Origin of the sequence: Pseudomonas sp. MWU16-30323 (assembly GCF_020515595.1) — a bacterium.
In the GTDB taxonomy this organism is placed as follows: Bacteria; Pseudomonadota; Gammaproteobacteria; order Pseudomonadales; family Pseudomonadaceae; genus Aquipseudomonas; species Aquipseudomonas yamanorum.
Window position 1 is genome coordinate 37,099 of the sequence record NZ_JAIWYM010000015.1, and the last position, 15,542, is coordinate 52,640.

General features: G+C 60.8%; 16 protein-coding genes. 5 read left to right on the forward strand and 11 right to left on the reverse strand.

Annotated features, from left to right (window positions below; genetic code table 11):
- Positions 1-19: 19 nt before the first annotated feature.
- The 4 genes from praB to LIY45_RS18225 all read right to left on the reverse strand — a co-directional run bounded on the left by praB (position 20) and on the right by LIY45_RS18225 (position 3,901).
- Positions 20-529 carry an alkane oxidation protein activator PraB gene (gene praB, locus LIY45_RS18210; RefSeq protein WP_226477123.1) on the reverse strand — a complete coding sequence of 170 codons (510 nt, stop codon included), beginning with the start codon at positions 527-529 and terminating at the stop codon, positions 20-22.
- Between the two features lie 132 nt (positions 530-661).
- Entirely contained in the window at positions 662-1,156 is a 495-nt protein-coding gene (gene praA / locus LIY45_RS18215) for an alkane oxidation protein activator PraA (protein ID WP_226477124.1), read from the reverse strand.
- A gap of 147 nt (positions 1,157-1,303) precedes the next feature.
- Positions 1,304-2,584, reverse strand: coding sequence for an alkane 1-monooxygenase (locus LIY45_RS18220; RefSeq protein ID WP_226477125.1), 1,281 nt, complete (start codon positions 2,582-2,584; stop codon positions 1,304-1,306).
- 318 nt (positions 2,585-2,902) lie between these two features.
- Positions 2,903-3,901, reverse strand: a complete 999-nt coding sequence (locus LIY45_RS18225) for an alpha/beta hydrolase (protein WP_226477126.1) — start codon at positions 3,899-3,901, stop codon at positions 2,903-2,905.
- Positions 3,902-4,204: 303 nt separating this feature from the next.
- Between LIY45_RS18225 and LIY45_RS18230 the strand changes: the two genes are divergently transcribed.
- Genes LIY45_RS18230 through LIY45_RS18240 form a run of 3 tightly spaced genes read left to right on the forward strand, consistent with a single transcriptional unit; the run spans position 4,205 to position 7,494 of the window.
- Positions 4,205-5,740, forward strand: coding sequence for an NAD(P)/FAD-dependent oxidoreductase (locus LIY45_RS18230; RefSeq protein ID WP_226477127.1), 1,536 nt, complete (start codon positions 4,205-4,207; stop codon positions 5,738-5,740).
- Entirely contained in the window at positions 5,737-6,636 is a 900-nt protein-coding gene (locus tag LIY45_RS18235; RefSeq protein WP_226477128.1) for an SDR family NAD(P)-dependent oxidoreductase, read from the forward strand. Before LIY45_RS18230 ends, LIY45_RS18235 begins: the two co-directional genes overlap by 4 nt.
- Before the next feature lie 15 nt (positions 6,637-6,651).
- Positions 6,652-7,494 (forward strand): metal-dependent hydrolase, encoded by an 843-nt coding sequence (locus LIY45_RS18240; RefSeq protein ID WP_017479881.1) that lies wholly within the window; start codon positions 6,652-6,654, stop codon positions 7,492-7,494.
- A 6-nt stretch (positions 7,495-7,500) separates the two neighbouring features.
- On the opposite strand, the gene LIY45_RS18245 is transcribed toward LIY45_RS18240, so the two are convergent.
- Both LIY45_RS18245 and LIY45_RS18250 read right to left on the reverse strand, forming a co-directional pair.
- The gene (locus LIY45_RS18245; protein WP_226477129.1) at positions 7,501-8,139 is read right to left on the reverse strand and encodes a ribonuclease T2; all 639 of its coding nucleotides are present in this window, start codon (positions 8,137-8,139) and stop codon (positions 7,501-7,503) included.
- A gap of 36 nt (positions 8,140-8,175) precedes the next feature.
- Complete coding sequence (locus LIY45_RS18250) at positions 8,176-9,156, reverse strand: Gfo/Idh/MocA family oxidoreductase (RefSeq protein WP_226477130.1); 981 nt, start codon at positions 9,154-9,156, stop codon at positions 8,176-8,178.
- Positions 9,157-9,296: 140 nt separating this feature from the next.
- Between LIY45_RS18250 and LIY45_RS18255 the strand changes: the two genes are divergently transcribed.
- Positions 9,297-9,659: an NUDIX domain-containing protein gene (locus tag LIY45_RS18255; RefSeq protein ID WP_226477182.1), complete on the forward strand. Its 363-nt coding sequence runs from the start codon at positions 9,297-9,299 to the stop codon at positions 9,657-9,659.
- Here LIY45_RS18255 and nadE read toward each other — a convergent pair.
- Genes nadE through LIY45_RS18270 form a run of 3 tightly spaced genes read right to left on the reverse strand, consistent with a single transcriptional unit; the run spans position 9,656 to position 12,357 of the window.
- Positions 9,656-10,471 (reverse strand): ammonia-dependent NAD(+) synthetase, encoded by an 816-nt coding sequence (nadE, locus tag LIY45_RS18260; RefSeq protein ID WP_226477131.1) that lies wholly within the window; start codon positions 10,469-10,471, stop codon positions 9,656-9,658. The genes LIY45_RS18255 and nadE overlap by 4 nt on opposite strands.
- 1 nt (position 10,472) lies before the next feature.
- Entirely contained in the window at positions 10,473-11,699 is a 1,227-nt protein-coding gene (pncB, locus tag LIY45_RS18265; protein WP_226477132.1) for a nicotinate phosphoribosyltransferase, read from the reverse strand.
- Between the two features lie 10 nt (positions 11,700-11,709).
- A complete protein-coding gene (locus LIY45_RS18270) occupies positions 11,710-12,357 on the reverse strand; it encodes a nicotinamidase (RefSeq protein ID WP_226477133.1) in 648 nt (215 codons plus the stop codon).
- A 147-nt stretch (positions 12,358-12,504) separates the two neighbouring features.
- Here LIY45_RS18270 and LIY45_RS18275 point away from each other — a divergent pair, with 147 nt between their 5' ends.
- Entirely contained in the window at positions 12,505-13,212 is a 708-nt protein-coding gene (locus tag LIY45_RS18275; protein WP_226477134.1) for an NUDIX hydrolase, read from the forward strand.
- 163 nt (positions 13,213-13,375) lie between these two features.
- Here LIY45_RS18275 and LIY45_RS18280 read toward each other — a convergent pair whose 3' ends face one another.
- Both LIY45_RS18280 and LIY45_RS18285 read right to left on the reverse strand, forming a co-directional pair.
- The gene (locus tag LIY45_RS18280; protein ID WP_017479873.1) at positions 13,376-14,149 is read right to left on the reverse strand and encodes an L-iditol 2-dehydrogenase; all 774 of its coding nucleotides are present in this window, start codon (positions 14,147-14,149) and stop codon (positions 13,376-13,378) included.
- A gap of 22 nt (positions 14,150-14,171) precedes the next feature.
- Positions 14,172-15,482, reverse strand: coding sequence for a sugar ABC transporter substrate-binding protein (locus LIY45_RS18285; RefSeq protein ID WP_226477135.1), 1,311 nt, complete (start codon positions 15,480-15,482; stop codon positions 14,172-14,174).
- Between the last annotated feature and the right edge of the window lie 60 nt (positions 15,483-15,542).

A 15,542-nucleotide genomic window follows, 5' to 3' on the forward strand; every position in this document is an offset into this window, starting at 1 on the left:
CCTTGGTTCTAAACAACTATTAAGGAACGATGGTCAGCGTTGGGCTAGGTGTTACGCTAAGGCTCACGACGGTGCAGCTACCTGTCAGAGACTGATTGGCAGCACTCAGGATATGGGAGGAGTTGTCGTAGCTGACGGTGATGGTATTTGGCCCGCAAGTAGAAGGAATAATACCGGTCTTAGTGATCGTATAACCGACGTTGGTCACGTTGCCATTATTTGGAGCAGCAACGGCAGATGCCGTCAAAGTCCAAGGCAGCCCGGTGATGTTTGGATACCCACACAGAGCACTGCTGCCACTCACCACAACGTTGGTAATAGAAGCAACTCCGGAACCGTCAACATGGCCTGTAAACGTTGCATTACAGGTGATCGGCAGTTGGAGAGACGACGGAGATTTTACTGAAATCGTGCCGCCCGCAGTGAAGTCAGTATTAATGGGACTAATGCTGACGGCGTTAGCCATCGAAGCAGCGCCCATGCAAACAGTTAAAGCAGTCAACGACACGAGGGTTTTAAGGCTTTTCATTGTTTTTTCCTCACATGTTATGGCGAATCATTTCGCCAGGGGTAATGGCCATGATCGAGAGGTCACGGTGAATCTGCAGAACTTCCCTTTCCAGCCAAATTTCAATTCAATTACCACTACAACGTCCAACTGTTACTCAACCACTTTGAAGCTCGGCGGCATCTTGATCGACACCGCTTTAATCTTGCAGTCTTCGCCGATCGGCACATTGGCCGCTTCCAGCTTGCCGGTGGCGTTATCCCAAGTTCCGTCGGCAGTAGAAGGCCCGCACTTGCCGCCCAAACCAAAGGCATGCACATCCACGGCGATCTTCGACATCGAGCCGCTCCTGGTATCTTTAGCCACTAATACCCAAGGCAAGTTGATGGCTTCGACCCGGCTGCACTTGAGGCCGCCGTCGAACTCAACTTTATCGACATTCACCGACGACCCATCCGCCGCCACTTTGCCGGCGACCTTGATGGTGCAATCCGCGCTGATCAGCGCGCCTTTGGAAAAGCTGATGGGGCCCTGGGCAGTAAATGCACTGCCGGCCGGTTCGATACGGGCGGCCTGGGCCTGGTGGTAAACGATCAGGCCCAGGGCGGCCAATACAATGTGCGCGGTAAACTTGGCAGGGGTTTGCATGGTGTACGTCCTTCCCTTAATTTTATTTTTGTTCGGGTCAAACAACTGTCTTGCAACTAAGCCGTACTCGAAACCGGAAAAGCCTGGGCGATGAAAACCTGCGCGACACACAGATCCCGAGTACGCCCTACAACTGACTGATTTACGTTAGAAGGGTCTGGCGGTGTTGCTGTACTTCTCCAGGTACTTCAAACGTTGTGACGGTTGAAGATTGGTCAGGGTGATATCCCCGGCATAATGATTAAGGACTCGGTGATCCATGCGTCGTCGCCACAGATACGGTACATAGGCCCAGACAATCATGCTGGCATAACCGTAGGGCAGTTGCGGCGATTCATCAAAGTGACGCAGGGACTGATAACTTCTGGTTGGGTTGGCGTGATGGTCGGAGTGGCGCTGCAGTTGGAACAGAAAGATATTGGTCACAATCCGATTACTGTTCCAGGAATGGCGTGGCGAGCAACGCTCATAACGACCGTTGGGCAACTTCTGGCGTTTCAGGCCGTAGTGCTCGACATAGTTCACCACTTCCAGCAGCGAGAAACCGTAGATGCCCTGGATGATCAGGAACGGAATCACTGCCGCGCCCAGCCACACAATCATCGCGCCCCACAACACCACGCTGTACATCCAGGCGCTGAGTACGGCGTTCTTCCAATGCCAGGCCGGCAGGCCGAGTTTGCGCAGGCGCTCACGTTCCAGGTTCCACGCCGAGCGGGCGCTGAACCATACCGAGCGCGGCAGGAAGGCCCAGAAGCTCTCCCCCAACCGCGAACTGGCCGGGTCTTCCGGAGTGGCGACACGTACGTGGTGGCCACGGTTGTGTTCGGTATAGAAGTGCCCGTAGAAGGTCGGCGCCAGGGTGATCTTGGCCAGGATGACTTCCAGCAGGCGCGGCTTGTGCCCCAGTTCATGGGCGGTGTTGATGGCGATGCCGGTGGCAGCGCCAGTGGACATCGCCATGCCCAGGTAGGTGAACCCGCTGATTTCGCCGTGCAGTTGGGTGCGAGCGGTGATGTATGCGGCAGTTTTTGCCAGCCAGCTCGACGGGTCCAGCGCCGCGGTGGCTTGCAGCAGGCCGCCACCGATGATCCAGTCGATGCCACCGGCCGCCAGCCACCCGGTGATCACCACCGAGGAGATGACAAACAGCACGCCGGTATAGACGATCCAGCGGTAGTAGCTTTGGGATTCGAGGTTGCTGACGGCGGATTCCGGCGGGTTGCTGACGTCTTCACCCAGCAGGCCGTCGATCAATGGAATCAGGCCGAAGATCACCAGTACGCCAACCCACCACAGTTGTTGCACACCAGTGCTGATGGCCAGGGCGCCAGAGAGCAAAGGGGTTGCCAGAGGCATGATGCCGAGCCACCACAGGTGGCGCTTGCCGTCGGTCCAGACGTTCGGGGCAGCCAGGGTCTGATTCATGGCAGCCTCCGCACGAGGCAGCTGAGCAGGGAGCAAAAATCAACACGAGACAGGGACACGGAGCGATGACTGCTCCGAGAATTCAACCATGCGATAAAAGGCGTTTTTTTCATTATTTTATTCGCTCTTAGGCATTTCAAAAATTGTTTCAAATTACACATTGAAATAATTTTTTTAAATAAATAGCGCGGAATCGTTAGGTCGTCAACTAGTTTCTTGAGCCCTTTTGAACGTGACCGGGCAGTCTCTTTTTCAGCCCTTTGGTCAGGTGTCTAGGGCAAGCATTGACGGCGTGGAACCGCGAGTTCAGTCGCACCATTATTTGCTCGCCACAGCAAATGGCGGGTGCAAAATCGTGGCGCTTTCCGGTGGCCGGACACGCTTGGCCACCTGCTCGACCAGGGCCGCGACACGCTCAGGGGCAGTGATCGGCAACATATGCCCGCGCCCTTCCACCAACTGCAGCTTGAGGCCCGGCACCCGGCTAGCCAGGGCCTGGCCGTGTTTGCGGAAGTCCAGCACCTTGTCTTGCGCGCCATAGATCAACCCGATGGGCAGGGTCAGTTGCGGGTAGCGCTTGACCATGTCCTGCAGGAAATCGTTGACCAGGTTGATCTCGGTGGAGGCGGCATAGAAGTTGTCGGGCCGCATGCCCAACAAGCCGCCGCCGCGAGTGGCGAAGTCTTCCGGGGCAGGGTCGGGAGCAAACACGCCCTTGACCACCGAGCCTTTGGTCAGCAATCCGATCGGCATGGTCAGGGTGTGCGACATAAAGCGTCGCAGCCATCCCGGGCGTATCGCCAACGACATAAACACCAGCGGCAGCATGCGCTGGGGATGGGTGAGCGGCGCCACCAGGATCAATCCGGACACCGCGTGGGGATGGTCCAGCGCCAGCGCCAGGGAAATCGCCCCGCCGAGGGAATGCCCCAGCACCAGTGGCTTATCCAGGTCCAGGGTCTTGATAAAGCTCGCGACTTGCCGGGCCTGGCCAGGCAGGTCGGCGGCCGTTCCGGCATGCCGGGTGGAATAGCCCGAACCCGGACGATCCAGAGTGATCACCCGAAAGTGCTCACGCAATTGGGCAGACAAGGCATACGTCAGGTTGCGACTGCTGCCCATCAGCCCGTGGATCATCACCAGCGGCGGGCCCTTGCCCTCGTCTACATAATGAAAGCGCTCGCCGTTGATCTCCAGGAAGCGCCCGTTGATCGCAACAGCGGCTTCTATACGCCGTGTCATCCGGGCACTGAAGCCCCACAACACTACGCTTAACCCTACACACACACCCGCAGCGACAACCCACTCGACAGCCATAGCTCGGTCCTCTGCATCCCTGCGTTGCTGGCGGCCCGACCGGTATTGGTCAAGGCCTCAGCCATCGTCCACCCCTGGACCTAACTGCGTGCGTAAAAGCTCTCGTCCGTCGGATAAGTCGCACATGAGGAACAGGGTCGTAGCCTAGACGATATTTTCAGGTAGATTATTTAAAATCTTTTTTAAAATAAATAATTCAATTTTCCTTTGCAATGGTGTTCTATCTAAAAAGCCAAAACAAAAACAAGGAGCACATCCGATGTCGACACCCGTAAGGCGCCACCGGCCCACGAGGGACAGCCTATGAATGCCCATGACACCATCGACATCGCCATCATCGGTTCCGGATTTGCCGGGCTGTGCATGGCGATCAAACTCAAGGAAGCCGGGTTCAACGACTTCTTTGTCGCCGAGCAGGCCGACGCCCTCGGCGGCACCTGGCGCGATAACCACTACCCTGGCTGCGCCTGCGACGTGCAGTCCCATGTCTATTCGTTTTCCTTTGCGCCCAACCCGGACTGGACGCGGCAATTCGCGCCACAGGCGGAGATTCGCGCCTACCTGGAACAGTGCGCCCAACGCTTCGAACTGGCGCCGTTCCTGCGCTTTGGCATGGGCCTGGAGAAGGCCGTGTTTGATGAAGCACAACAGCGCTGGAGCCTGAGCTTCAGCAATGGCCGTCAGGTCAGCGCGCGGGTGCTGGTGTCCGGGATGGGCGGCTTGTCGCGCCCGGCACTGCCGGACATTCCGGGCCTGGACAGCTTCAAGGGCAAGCGCTTCCACTCCCAGCAGTGGGACCACGAGTACTCATTGAAGGGCAAACGCGTGGCGGTGATCGGCACCGGCGCCAGTGCCATTCAGTTCGTGCCGCAGATCGCGCCACAGGTGGCCCATCTGGACCTGTTCCAGCGCACCCCGCCGTGGATCATGCCCAAGCCCGACCGGCCGATTTCACGCGTCGAGCGCTGGGCTTTCAAACACCTGCCGTTCACCCAGCGCCTGGTGCGCGGTGCGTTCTATTGGGCGCTGGAAGGCCGCGTGGTGGGCTTTGCCCTGCACCCGCGCCTGATGAAAATGGTGCAGAAAATCGCCGTGCGCCACCTGCACAAACAAGTGGCCCGCCCTTCCCTGCGCAAGACCCTGACGCCGGACTACACCATCGGCTGCAAGCGCGTGTTGATCTCCAACGACTACTACCCGGCCCTGTCCCGCAGCAATGTGCAGGTGGTGACCGACAACGTGCAGCGCATTGAGGCCGACGGGGTCGTCACTGCCGATGGCATCAAGCACCCGGCCGATTGCATCATCTTCGGCACCGGTTTCCAGGCCACCGATCCCCTGCCCCGCAACTGCATCATCGGCCGCCACGGCATCGACCTGATGGACACCTGGCAAGACGGTGCCCATGCCTACCTGGGCACGACGGTGCCGGGTTATCCGAACCTGTTCCTGATCGTCGGCCCCAACACCGGGCTGGGGCATAACTCGATGATTTTGATGATCGAGGCCCAGGTCACCTACATCCTCGATGCCTTGCAACAAATGCAGCGCCATCGCATTGCCACGGTGGACGTCAAGCCAACGGTAGAGTTGGCCTATAACGCCAGGCTGCAGGAAAAACTCAACGGCACCATCTGGTCCACCGGCGGGTGCAAGAGCTGGTACCTGGACCCGCGCACCGGCAAGAACACCACGCTGTGGCCCGGCTCCACCTGGCGCTTCAAGCAGGTCACCCGGCATTTTGCCCTCAAGGACTACGTCGCCAACCTGGTGCCGGTACCTTCCACCCCGCGCCCGGCCGCGAATCCCCACACCACCGCAGAAGGGAGCCTGTCATGAAGTCATTCAACGGCCGCGTGGCGGCCATCACCGGCGCCGCTTCCGGCATGGGCCGCGCGTTGGCCCTGGCGTTGGCGCGTGAAGGCTGCCACTTGGCGCTGGCGGATAAAAACAGCCAGGGCCTGGAGCAGACCGTCGCACTGATCAAGGCCCAGGTGCTTGCGCCAGTGCTGGTGACCTCGCAGGTGCTGGACGTTTCCGACCGCCAGGCGGTGGAAGAGTGGGCGGCCCGCTGCGCTGCGGAGCATGACCAGATCAATATGATCTTCAACAACGCCGGCGTCGCGCTGTCCAGCACCGTCGAAGGCGTGGATTACAACGACCTGGAATGGATCGTCGGGATCAACTTCTGGGGCGTGGTGTATGGCACCAAGGCCTTCTTGCCGTACCTCAAGGCCAGCGGCGACGGCCATGTGATCAACACCTCCAGCGTGTTCGGTCTGTTCGCCCAGCCGGGCATGAGCGGCTATAACGCCACCAAGTTTGCCGTGCGCGGTTTTACCGAGTCCCTGCGCCAGGAACTCGACCTGCAGAAAAGCGGGGTCTCGGCGACCTGCGTGCACCCCGGGGGGATCCGCACCGACATCTGCCGCAGCAGCCGGATCGACGCCAACATGACCGGCTTTCTGATCCACAGCGAACAACAGGCCCGAGCCGACTTCGAAAAGCTGTTCATCACCGACGCCGACCAAGCCGCCAAAGTGATCCTGAACGGCGTCCGCAAAAACAAACGCCGCGTGCTGATCGGCCGCGACGCCTACTTCCTGGACCTGCTCGCCCGCTGCCTGCCGGCCGCCTATCAAGCGCTGGTGGTGTTCGCCAGCAAACGCATGGCGCCGAAACAACCCAGTGCGCCCTCGCCCGTCCTTGAAACCAACGAAGAGCACCGTCTCTGAACTGGAGTACCGACCATGCTACCGATTCGCCGCGACCTCCGTTTTGCCCTGCCGGCCGAACGCATCAAGAACTGGCATGAACAAGGCCCGTTCATCACGCACTTTTTCAACGCGCTGTCGCTGCTGTTTCCCCAGGGTGAACTGTTCTTCATGGACAGCGTGCGCCACTACCGCCAGCGCATCGAAGACCCGGAACTGAAGAAGGAAATCCAGGGTTTCATCGGCCAGGAAGCCATGCACAGCCGCGAGCACGTGGCCTACAACGACCTGCTGCAAGCCGCCGGGCTGCCGGCGCATACCCTGGACCGTCGGCTGAAGATGATCCTCGACGCGCAAAAGAAATACATGCCCGCCTCCTTCAACCTGGCGGTGACCATTGCCCTGGAGCATTACACCGCGATGCTGGCGGAAATCCTCCTCAGCGACCCCTCGCGGTTCGGTGACTCGGTCAAGGGTTACCAACAGATGTGGTACTGGCATGCCCTGGAAGAAACCGAGCACAAGGCGGTGGCGTTTGATGTGTGGAACAGCGTGATCAAGCCCGGGCCCAAGCGTTATTTGCTACGCACCGGGACCATGCTGGCCACCACCGCGCTGTTCTGGCTGACGATTCTTGATTTCCACCTGCGCCTGCTGTTTGCCGACCGGCGTTCAGGCGGGCATTTGAAGGGCTTCTGGCGGATGCTCAAGTTTCTCTACGGGCCCAAGGGTGTGTTCCCGCGCATGGCGCTGCCCTGGTTGCATTACTTCAAGCCCGGGTTTCATCCCTGGGATCACGACAACCGGGCGCGCCTGGCGGGCATTGACCGTTTGGTGGAAGAGATCGAGCAGGCCCAAAACGGTTATGGGCCCGCTTGAATCCGCTTAACGCTGGGTCGGGATGCGAATGTCGCCATCCCGGCACTGGCTCTTGACGCTGCGCGGGCAGCCGGCGAATGCCAGGTCCTTGGTCAGGCACACCCGCACTTCGGTCAGCACCGCGCCCTTGCAGATCACGGCAAGGCCGTGGTTGCCCATGGCCGGGTTGCTCTCGCGAAACAGCGCTTCGATGTCCCGCGCGCCCAGGCCGCTGGGGACATTGAAGGGCTCAAGCTGCTGCGGGATCTTGACCACGCCCAGTGCCGCGTCGGTCTTGTCCAGGTAGGCTGACGCCTCAAGCCCACTGCAGGTACCGTGCTTGGCCCACTCATGCCTGAGCAGTTTGGGCGACGGGAACATCGTCCTGCCCCGGGCGAAGTCCGCATCCGACAAGCGCGACTGCGGCTCACACGACGCCGGCCAGCCGCCCTTCGCGTACTGTGGCCACAACCCATGCAGCACAAACCCGTAGCCCTTGCCCGAACATTGCTGGTCGTCCGGGTGCGTCAGGCAGAAGGTTGGCGACCAGGACAACGACAGTACGTAAAAATCAAACTCCCCGGCCTGCCCCTGGGTCCGCGGCGCCGCCATAGCGGCACTTGCCAGCACCCACAACAACGCAATCCAGGCTGCTTTCACTTTCATCCGTTCATTCCTTAAAAAGAAAAAATTAAAGCACTGCTAGACCGCCAGGTTGGGGTTACGTTGTAGCACCCGGTCCATGACCCGATCGGTCTTCAACGCCTCGATCGCCAGCGCCGGGTGCTTGCTCTCGCCGCGAATATGCGCATTCATCCCCAGTACGTGATGCCACTGGATATGCGCATGATTGGGCACCTCCAGCGTCTCATTCACGTCGGCTTCGAGCCGCAACGGCGCCTCGTCGAACACCGAGAAGGTGATGCGGCCCTTGCTGCCGATCAGTTCCACCAGGTCCTCGCGACGGTCGGCGACAAAGTTCCAGCAGCCCATGCCCAGCGCGCCCGAGGCGAAGGTCCAACAGGCGGTGACGGCGTCCTCGGCGGCATAACGCCCGGCCTGGCGCGCGGTAAACCCGGCCACATCGACGATATCCCCGACCAGGTACTGGAACAGGTCAAAACCGTGGCTGGCCAGGTCGGCAAAATAGCCGCCGCCAGCAATCAGCGGGTCGGTGCGCCAATTGGCACTGCTGGCATCGTCTTCAGACGGCGGCTTGCACAAGGTCCAGGTCAGGTGGCGCAACTCGCCGATGCGCCCGTCTTGCAGCCAGTCCCGCACCTGCTGGAAGCGCGGCAGGGAACGCCGGTAATAGGAGACGAACAGGTGCAGCCCGGCCTGTTCGAAGGTGCGTTGCATCAGCGCGCTTTGCTCGGCGTTCAGCGACATCGGCTTTTCGACACAGCAATGCTTGCCGGCAGCGGCCACCATCAGGCTGTATTCGAGGTGGCTGTCGGGCGGCGTGGCGATGTAGACCGCGTCCACTTCCGGGTCGTCAATCAGCGCCTGGGCGTCGGTGTAGAACCGCGCAATGCCATGGCGTGCCGCATAATCGCGCACGGCTTCCTCGCGCCGCCCCATCACCGCCACCAGCGCCGAACCTGGCGCTTTGTAGAAGGCGGGTCCACTCTTGAGTTCAGTGACACTGCCACAGCCGATCATGCCCCAGCGTACGGTGTTCATCTGCATCTCCTTCAGGTGAGTTTTTTCGATGGGGCAGTATCGGTGTTTTCCGGCCCCCTCTCCACCCTGCCGGAGAAAGACTGAGCATGACAATTGCATTACACTTTTATGACAACCATCCAACTGCGGGGGCACAGACGATGAAAATAAGGGCCACGGTGATTTGCGAGCACGACGGGCACATCCTGTTCGTGCGTAAAGCCCGATCGAAATGGGCACTGCCCGGCGGCAAGGTCGAGCGCGACGAGCGGCCAGTGGGCGCGGCCGCGCGGGAACTGGAAGAGGAAACCGGTCTGAACGTGGACGGTTTGCTGTTATTGCAGGAAATGAAGGCCAGCGACACGCTGCACCATGTGTTCGAGGCGTCGGTGGTCAATATCGACGAAGCCCGGCCCCTGAGTGAAATCAAGGAATGCCAGTGGCATCCCTACAGTCGCCTGGATGACCTGGACACCACCCAGGCCACCCAGAAAATCGTCAAATCCTTCCTGCGCCGTCTCTAGTCGGGCACGAACGGCAACGCACGTTTGTGAGCCGTCTTGAGGTAGGCGCTTTCGACAATCGCCCTCACCCGCTCACTGACCGACTCGCCCATCAGGTAGCGATCGATCTCGTCATAACTGCAACCGTAGGTCAGTTCATCCAGCTTGCCCGGGGCCAGCTCTTCCAGGTCAGCGGTCGGTGCTTTGGCCACCAAGTGCCGTGGCCCGCCAAGGGCGCTGGCCAGCAGGCGCACCTGGGTCTTGGTCAATCCGGACAGCGGTGCCAGGTCGCAGGCGCCATCACCGAACTTGGTGAAAAACCCCATCAACGCCTCTGCGCCGTGGTCGGTGCCCACCACCAGGCCGTTATACAAATTCGCCACAGCGTACTGCGCCATCATCCGCGCCCGGGCCTTGACGTTGCCCTTGATAAAGTCGATGCGCTCAGCACTGGCCTGCCCGGCAGCCAGGCTGCCCATCAGCCCGTCGACGCAGGCAGCAATGTTCAGCGTCTCGATCTGGTCCGGCGCGATAAAGTCCAGGGAGGCCTGGGCGTCGCGTTCGTCCGCCTGGGTTTTATAGGGCAGGCGCATCGCGATAAAACGCGCCTCGTAGTGCTCGTTGCGCAGTTGCTCCGCCGCCAGTTGGCACAGGCGCCCGGCGGTCAGTGAGTCGACGCCGCCGCTGATGCCCAGCACCAACGCGTGGCAGCCGGACTGGCGCAAAGTGCCCTTGATGAAGTCGATACGCCGCTGTAGCTCAGCGCCCTCGCCACCCTTGCCGAGCAGCCGGTTGATCTTCAGTGCGTGTGCGATACGTGCCTGAGTGTCCATGTCACCCCCCCAATTGCGGATTGACGTTGCTGACGTTGAACACCTGCGCCGCGTACTGCAGGAACGAGGCGTCTTCGCAGACGTTCTTGATCGGGTCATCGGAGAATTTCACCACCGGCTCGCCATGCACCCGCACCAGCTTCATCACGATGCTCAGCGGTTCCACACCGTCCACATCGCAGGCCAGGCTGGTGCCCATGCCAAAGCCGAATTTGGCTTTGCCCCGCACGTGCCGCAGGATCGGCAGGCATTTTTCGAAGTTCAGGCCGTCGGAGAACATCAGGTCCTTGGTCATCGGGTCGATGCCCAGTGCCTTGTAGCGGGCCAGGACCTTGTCGGCCCACACGATCGGGTCACCGGAGTCCTGGCGCAAACCGTCGTACAGCTTGGCGAAGTACAGGTCGAAATCCTTGAGGAAAAAGTCGGTGCTGATGCAGTCGGTCAGGGCGATGCCCAACCGGCCACGGTATTCGCGCACCCAGTTCTCCAGCGCCGCGTTCTGGCTTTCCCGCAGCCGGCCCAGTTGCTGGTGCACCATCAGCCATTGGTGGGCCATGGTGCCGATCAGCGGCAAGTCGAATTCGTAGGCCAGGTGCGCGTTGCTGGTGCCGATGAACTGGCCGGGAAAGTCACGGCGCATGATGTCCACCACTTCGCGCTGGGCCTTGAACGACAGCCGGCGGCGGGTGGAGAAGTCCGAGACGCGCAGGTCGGCCAGCTCGTCGCGGGTGAGGTTTTTCTCCAGCCAGTCGAACTTCTGGTAGAGCTTGCGGGTGACGTCTTCGAGGGTCACCTCGGGGTATTTGTCGCGGTTGCGCAGCTCGCTGACCAGGGCCAATACCGGCTGTTCGAACATGATGCAGTGCAGCATCGGGCCGACCACGCGGATGTTCAGCTGGCCGTCGACTTCACTGACGTGGATATAGCGCAGGTTGAAGCGGAACAGGCCCAGGAAGCGCTCGAAATCCGGGGTCAGGTATTCCCGGCGTTGGTTGAACAGAAAGCGCAGTTCACCTTCGCGCATGTTGAGGCCGGCGAGCTTTTCCAGCTCGGCCCGCAGCTCGGGAATCAGGTGCCCGAGTTTCTCGTTGGAGCGGACGATGAACTGGTATTCCACATCGACGTTGGGGTGCTGGTGCAACACGGCCTGCATCATGGTGAAGGTGTAGTAATCGGTGTCCAGCAGGCCCTGGATCACGCCGTTTTCGTAGTCGTATGCACTTTCCATGAGGTACTCCTTAACGCGCGGCCATCGCGGCCAGTTCTTCCCGATTGCGGGTAATCACAACACCGACTTGTTGCAGGTGGTTGACCGCCTGCACACCGCCCTCCTCGCTGATGCCACGGCACGCCGGCAGGTGCAGGATCACGTCGAAACCAGCCTGCAGCAGTTGCAAGGCGGTGATCTTGACGCAGTAGTCCAGCGCCAGGCCGCCGACGATCACGCGTCGGATGCCCTGGGAGTCGAGGTATTCGATGACGCCGGTGGAGAGTTTGTCGTGAAGGTCGTGGTAGCAGGCGCCGTAGGGGTGCAAGTCGGGCTCGACGCCTTTCCAGATGAAGTAGTCGTAGTCATAGGGTGTGGGCAATTCGTCCAGCAGGGTGAATCCCTCGGTGCCCGGCACACAGTGGGCGACCCAGGTGACGTCGGCATGCACCAGCCCGGTGGGTTTAAGCATGTCGCTGTGGTGTTGCACCACCCAGGGCGCGTGCGGGGTGTGGGCGTCCTTGCTGCCGACACGACGCCCGGCGAGGCTGGCCATGTAATTGAGCTCGGCACCGATCTCATCACCGCCGGCGACCGGCAATTCATCGGGGCACAGTGGCGTGAAGCTCTTCTGGGCGTCGACGTCGAATGAGGCGATAGCGTTTTTAGAGACGGTCATGGTCGTGTTCTCCTGTGGCCTGGACACAAAAGTACACGTCATGTACTTTCATAGCAAGAAACATTTATTTACCTATGCTGGATCGAGTACACGACATCGCCGCTTGATCCGTTAGACTGTGCCCCACCACTGCCAACAGGACCCGACATGCCAGACCACGCCCCACCCCTTAGCGCCTACCTGCACACCGTGGACTTGTGCGTGCTGTTCTATTGTCGTGCTTCCGGGGAGTTGAAGATCTTGCTCAACCAGCGCGAAGCCGAGCCCTTCGCCGGGCACTGGGCGTTACCGGGGGTGGTGGTGAATGGCGGCGTGCAAGATCTGAGCCTTCAGGATGCCGTGGAACGGTTGCGGGCCAGTGACAAGGTCGGCCTCGCGCTGGCCTGGTGCGAGCAGGTGGGTACGGTGGGTGATGCGTTTCGCGATCCGCGCTGCTGGTCGTCGTCGACCTATTACCTGGCGATCGTGGCTGATGAAGTGACGCTGGCCGGGCATCAGCGCTGGTTCTCGCTGGATGCGGTGGCGGGTGGTGCGGTCAAGTTGCCGTTCGATCACAACGGGATTGTGGCGGCGGTGCAGGAAAGACTGCTTTCCAAGTCGCTGTACAGCAGCTTGCCGTTGATGTTTTTGGGCAATGAGTTCAGCGCGCCGGAGGCGACGACGATCTTTTCGCTGGTGCTGGCGCGGCCGGTGCTGAAGACCAGTATTCGCCAGCGGTTGCTGAAGTTGACTGAGGCCGGGTTCTTGCGGGAGACGGGGCGCAAGAAGCATGGCGAAGGCGGACGGCCACAGGCGACAGTGGAGAACCTGAAGCCTGGGGCGGTGTACTTCTTTGATCGCAGCTTTGCCGAATAAGACCAAGCCCCCTTCCCTGGGCAATGAAGATCCATTGTGGGAGGGGGCTTGCTCGCGAATGCGGTGTATCAGTCAGCATATCCGGCGACTGACACTCCGCCTTCGCGAGCAAGCCCGCTCCCACATTTTTTGATCTGCGGTGGTTCAAGGAGCTGCGTCCGGCTCAATTCATCCAGTTGCCGCCGTCGACGTTGTAGGTCTGGGCAACCACGTAGTCGGCCTCCTTGGACGCGAGGAAAATCGCCATGCCGGTGAGGTCTTCCGCCGTGCCCATCCGCCCAAACGGCACCTCGGCCCCCACGCGCTTTTTCTTCTCGCCCAGTGGCAGCCCTTCGTGTTTGGCAAACATCGCGTCCACCCCGTCCCAATGCTCGCCGTCCACCACACCCGGTGCGATGGCATTCACATTGATCCCTTGCTTGATCAGATTCAACCCCGCCGACTGCGTGAGGCTGATCACCGCCGCCTTGGTCGCGCAGTACACCGCCACCAGCGCTTCACCCCGGCGCCCGGCCTGGCTGGCCATGTTGATGATCTTGCCGCCATGCCCCTGCTTGATCATCTGCCGGGCCGCTGCCTGCAAGGTGAACAGCGTACCGGCGACGTTGATCGAGAACAGCCGGTCGAAGCTGTCGCGGGTGATGTCGGTGATGGGTGCCAGATCGAACAGAGCAGCGTTGTTGATCAGGATATCGAGCTTGCCGGCCTGCGCCACTACGGCGGCAATCGCGGCGTCGATGGACGCCTGGTCGGTGACGTCCATCGCCACCGCGTAGGCCTTCGGGCCCAGCTCCGTGGCGGTAGCCCGGGCCCGTTCCAGGTTGATATCGGCGATGGCGACGGTGGCGCCTTCGTTGATGTAGGCCTGGGCAAACGCCCGGCCAATGCCCCGGGCGCTGCCGGTAACCAGCGCGCTTTTACCTTCCAGTCGTTTCATGAATGCAGTGTCCCTGAGGTGATTATTTCGGGTAGCCGGCGCGTTTCATTTCGCGCTCGGTGGTGGACTGCGCCTCGGCCAGTGCCTTGTCGACCGTCATGCCGCCGGTGAGCGCCGCCGAAAACAGCTTGCCCACCGAGGTGCCGATGGCCTGGAACTCGGGGATCGTCACGTATTGGATGCCCACGTACGGCACGGGTTTGGCCGACGGGTGCGCGGGGTCGGCGTGTTGCATCATCTGCAAGGTCACCTTGGCAAAAGGCGCGGCGGCCAGGTAGGCCGCGTTGTAGGTGGACTGGCGCGTGCCCGGCGGGACGTTGGTGATGCCTTCCTTGTCCGCCACCAGTTGGATGTATTCCTTGGAGGTGGCCCAGGTGATGAAGGCCTTGGCGGCGTCCTTGTGCTTGGAGGTGGCCGGGATCGCCAGGGACCAGGCGTACAGCCACGACGAGCCCTTGTCGGTGACTTCGGTAGGCGCGGCGGAAAAGCCCACGCTGTCGGCGACTTTGCTTTGGGTTTTGTCGGTGGTAAATGAGCCGGCCACGCTGGCGTCGACCCAGATCGCGCATTTACCGCTGTTGAACAGCGCCAGGGTTTCGTTGAAACCATTGCTGGAGACGCCCGGCGGGCCGTAGTTCTTCAGGGTGTTGACGTAGAAGTTCGCTGCCGCGGTCCATTCCGGGCTCGTCAGTTCGGGTTTCCATTGCTCGTCAAACCAGCGCGCACCAAAAGCATTGGCCATGGTGCTCAGCAGCGCGACGTTTTCACCCCAGCCGGCCTTGCCCCGCAGGCACATGCCGTATTGGTCCTTGGCGGGCTGGTTCAGCTTGGCGGCGAACTCGCCCAGTTGGGTCCAGGTCGGATGTTCCGGCATCGTCAGGCCAGCCTGCTTGAACAGGTCGGTGCGGTAATAGGTGACGGTGCTTTCGCCGTAGAACGGCAAGGCGTAGAGGGTGTTGTTCACCGACAGGCCCTGGCGCACTGCGGGGAAGATGTCTTCCACGTCGTAATCGGCAGGCAGCGGCGTGATCGGTTCCAGCCAGTGCTTGGCGCCCCACAACGGGGTTTCATAGGTGCCGATGGTCAGCACGTCGAATTGGCCGCCTTGGGTCGCGATGTCGGTGGTGAGGCGTTGGCGCAGGACGTTTTCTTCGAGCACCACCCAGTTGAGCTTCACCTCGGGGTGCTGCTGTTCAAACACCTTGGACAGGCGTTGCATGCGGATCATGTCGCTGTTGTTGACCGTGGCGATGGTCACGGTTTCGGCCGCATGGCTGGCCATCGCGAGTGTGAGGCCGGAGAGCAGGAACAGCGCTTTCGGTATCTTGAACATGGCGGTTTCCACTTATTGTTTTTGTTGTTGACGGCCCGATTACAGCAGCTTGCCCTGGGC

What these genes read in the sequence shown, in the direction of transcription:
- LIY45_RS18270 (WP_226477133.1), bottom strand. Translation starts at nt 12,357, where the DNA reads ATGACCGTCTCTAAAAACGCTATCGCCTCATTCGACGTCGACGCCCAG.
- nadE (WP_226477131.1), bottom strand. Translation starts at nt 10,471, where the DNA reads ATGGACACTCAGGCACGTATCGCACACGCACTGAAGATCAACCGGCTG.
- LIY45_RS18220 (WP_226477125.1), bottom strand. Translation starts at nt 2,584, where the DNA reads ATGAATCAGACCCTGGCTGCCCCGAACGTCTGGACCGACGGCAAGCGC.
- praB (WP_226477123.1), bottom strand. Translation starts at nt 529, where the DNA reads ATGAAAAGCCTTAAAACCCTCGTGTCGTTGACTGCTTTAACTGTTTGC.
- pncB (WP_226477132.1), bottom strand. Translation starts at nt 11,699, where the DNA reads ATGGAAAGTGCATACGACTACGAAAACGGCGTGATCCAGGGCCTGCTG.
- LIY45_RS18255 (WP_226477182.1), top strand. Translation starts at nt 9,297, where the DNA reads ATGAAAATAAGGGCCACGGTGATTTGCGAGCACGACGGGCACATCCTG.
- LIY45_RS18230 (WP_226477127.1), top strand. Translation starts at nt 4,205, where the DNA reads ATGAATGCCCATGACACCATCGACATCGCCATCATCGGTTCCGGATTT.
- LIY45_RS18225 (WP_226477126.1), bottom strand. Translation starts at nt 3,901, where the DNA reads ATGGCTGTCGAGTGGGTTGTCGCTGCGGGTGTGTGTGTAGGGTTAAGC.
- LIY45_RS18285 (WP_226477135.1), bottom strand. Translation starts at nt 15,482, where the DNA reads ATGTTCAAGATACCGAAAGCGCTGTTCCTGCTCTCCGGCCTCACACTC.
- LIY45_RS18240 (WP_017479881.1), top strand. Translation starts at nt 6,652, where the DNA reads ATGCTACCGATTCGCCGCGACCTCCGTTTTGCCCTGCCGGCCGAACGC.
- praA (WP_226477124.1), bottom strand. Translation starts at nt 1,156, where the DNA reads ATGCAAACCCCTGCCAAGTTTACCGCGCACATTGTATTGGCCGCCCTG.
- LIY45_RS18280 (WP_017479873.1), bottom strand. Translation starts at nt 14,149, where the DNA reads ATGAAACGACTGGAAGGTAAAAGCGCGCTGGTTACCGGCAGCGCCCGG.
- LIY45_RS18275 (WP_226477134.1), top strand. Translation starts at nt 12,505, where the DNA reads ATGCCAGACCACGCCCCACCCCTTAGCGCCTACCTGCACACCGTGGAC.
- LIY45_RS18245 (WP_226477129.1), bottom strand. Translation starts at nt 8,139, where the DNA reads ATGAAAGTGAAAGCAGCCTGGATTGCGTTGTTGTGGGTGCTGGCAAGT.
- LIY45_RS18250 (WP_226477130.1), bottom strand. Translation starts at nt 9,156, where the DNA reads ATGAACACCGTACGCTGGGGCATGATCGGCTGTGGCAGTGTCACTGAA.
- LIY45_RS18235 (WP_226477128.1), top strand. Translation starts at nt 5,737, where the DNA reads ATGAAGTCATTCAACGGCCGCGTGGCGGCCATCACCGGCGCCGCTTCC.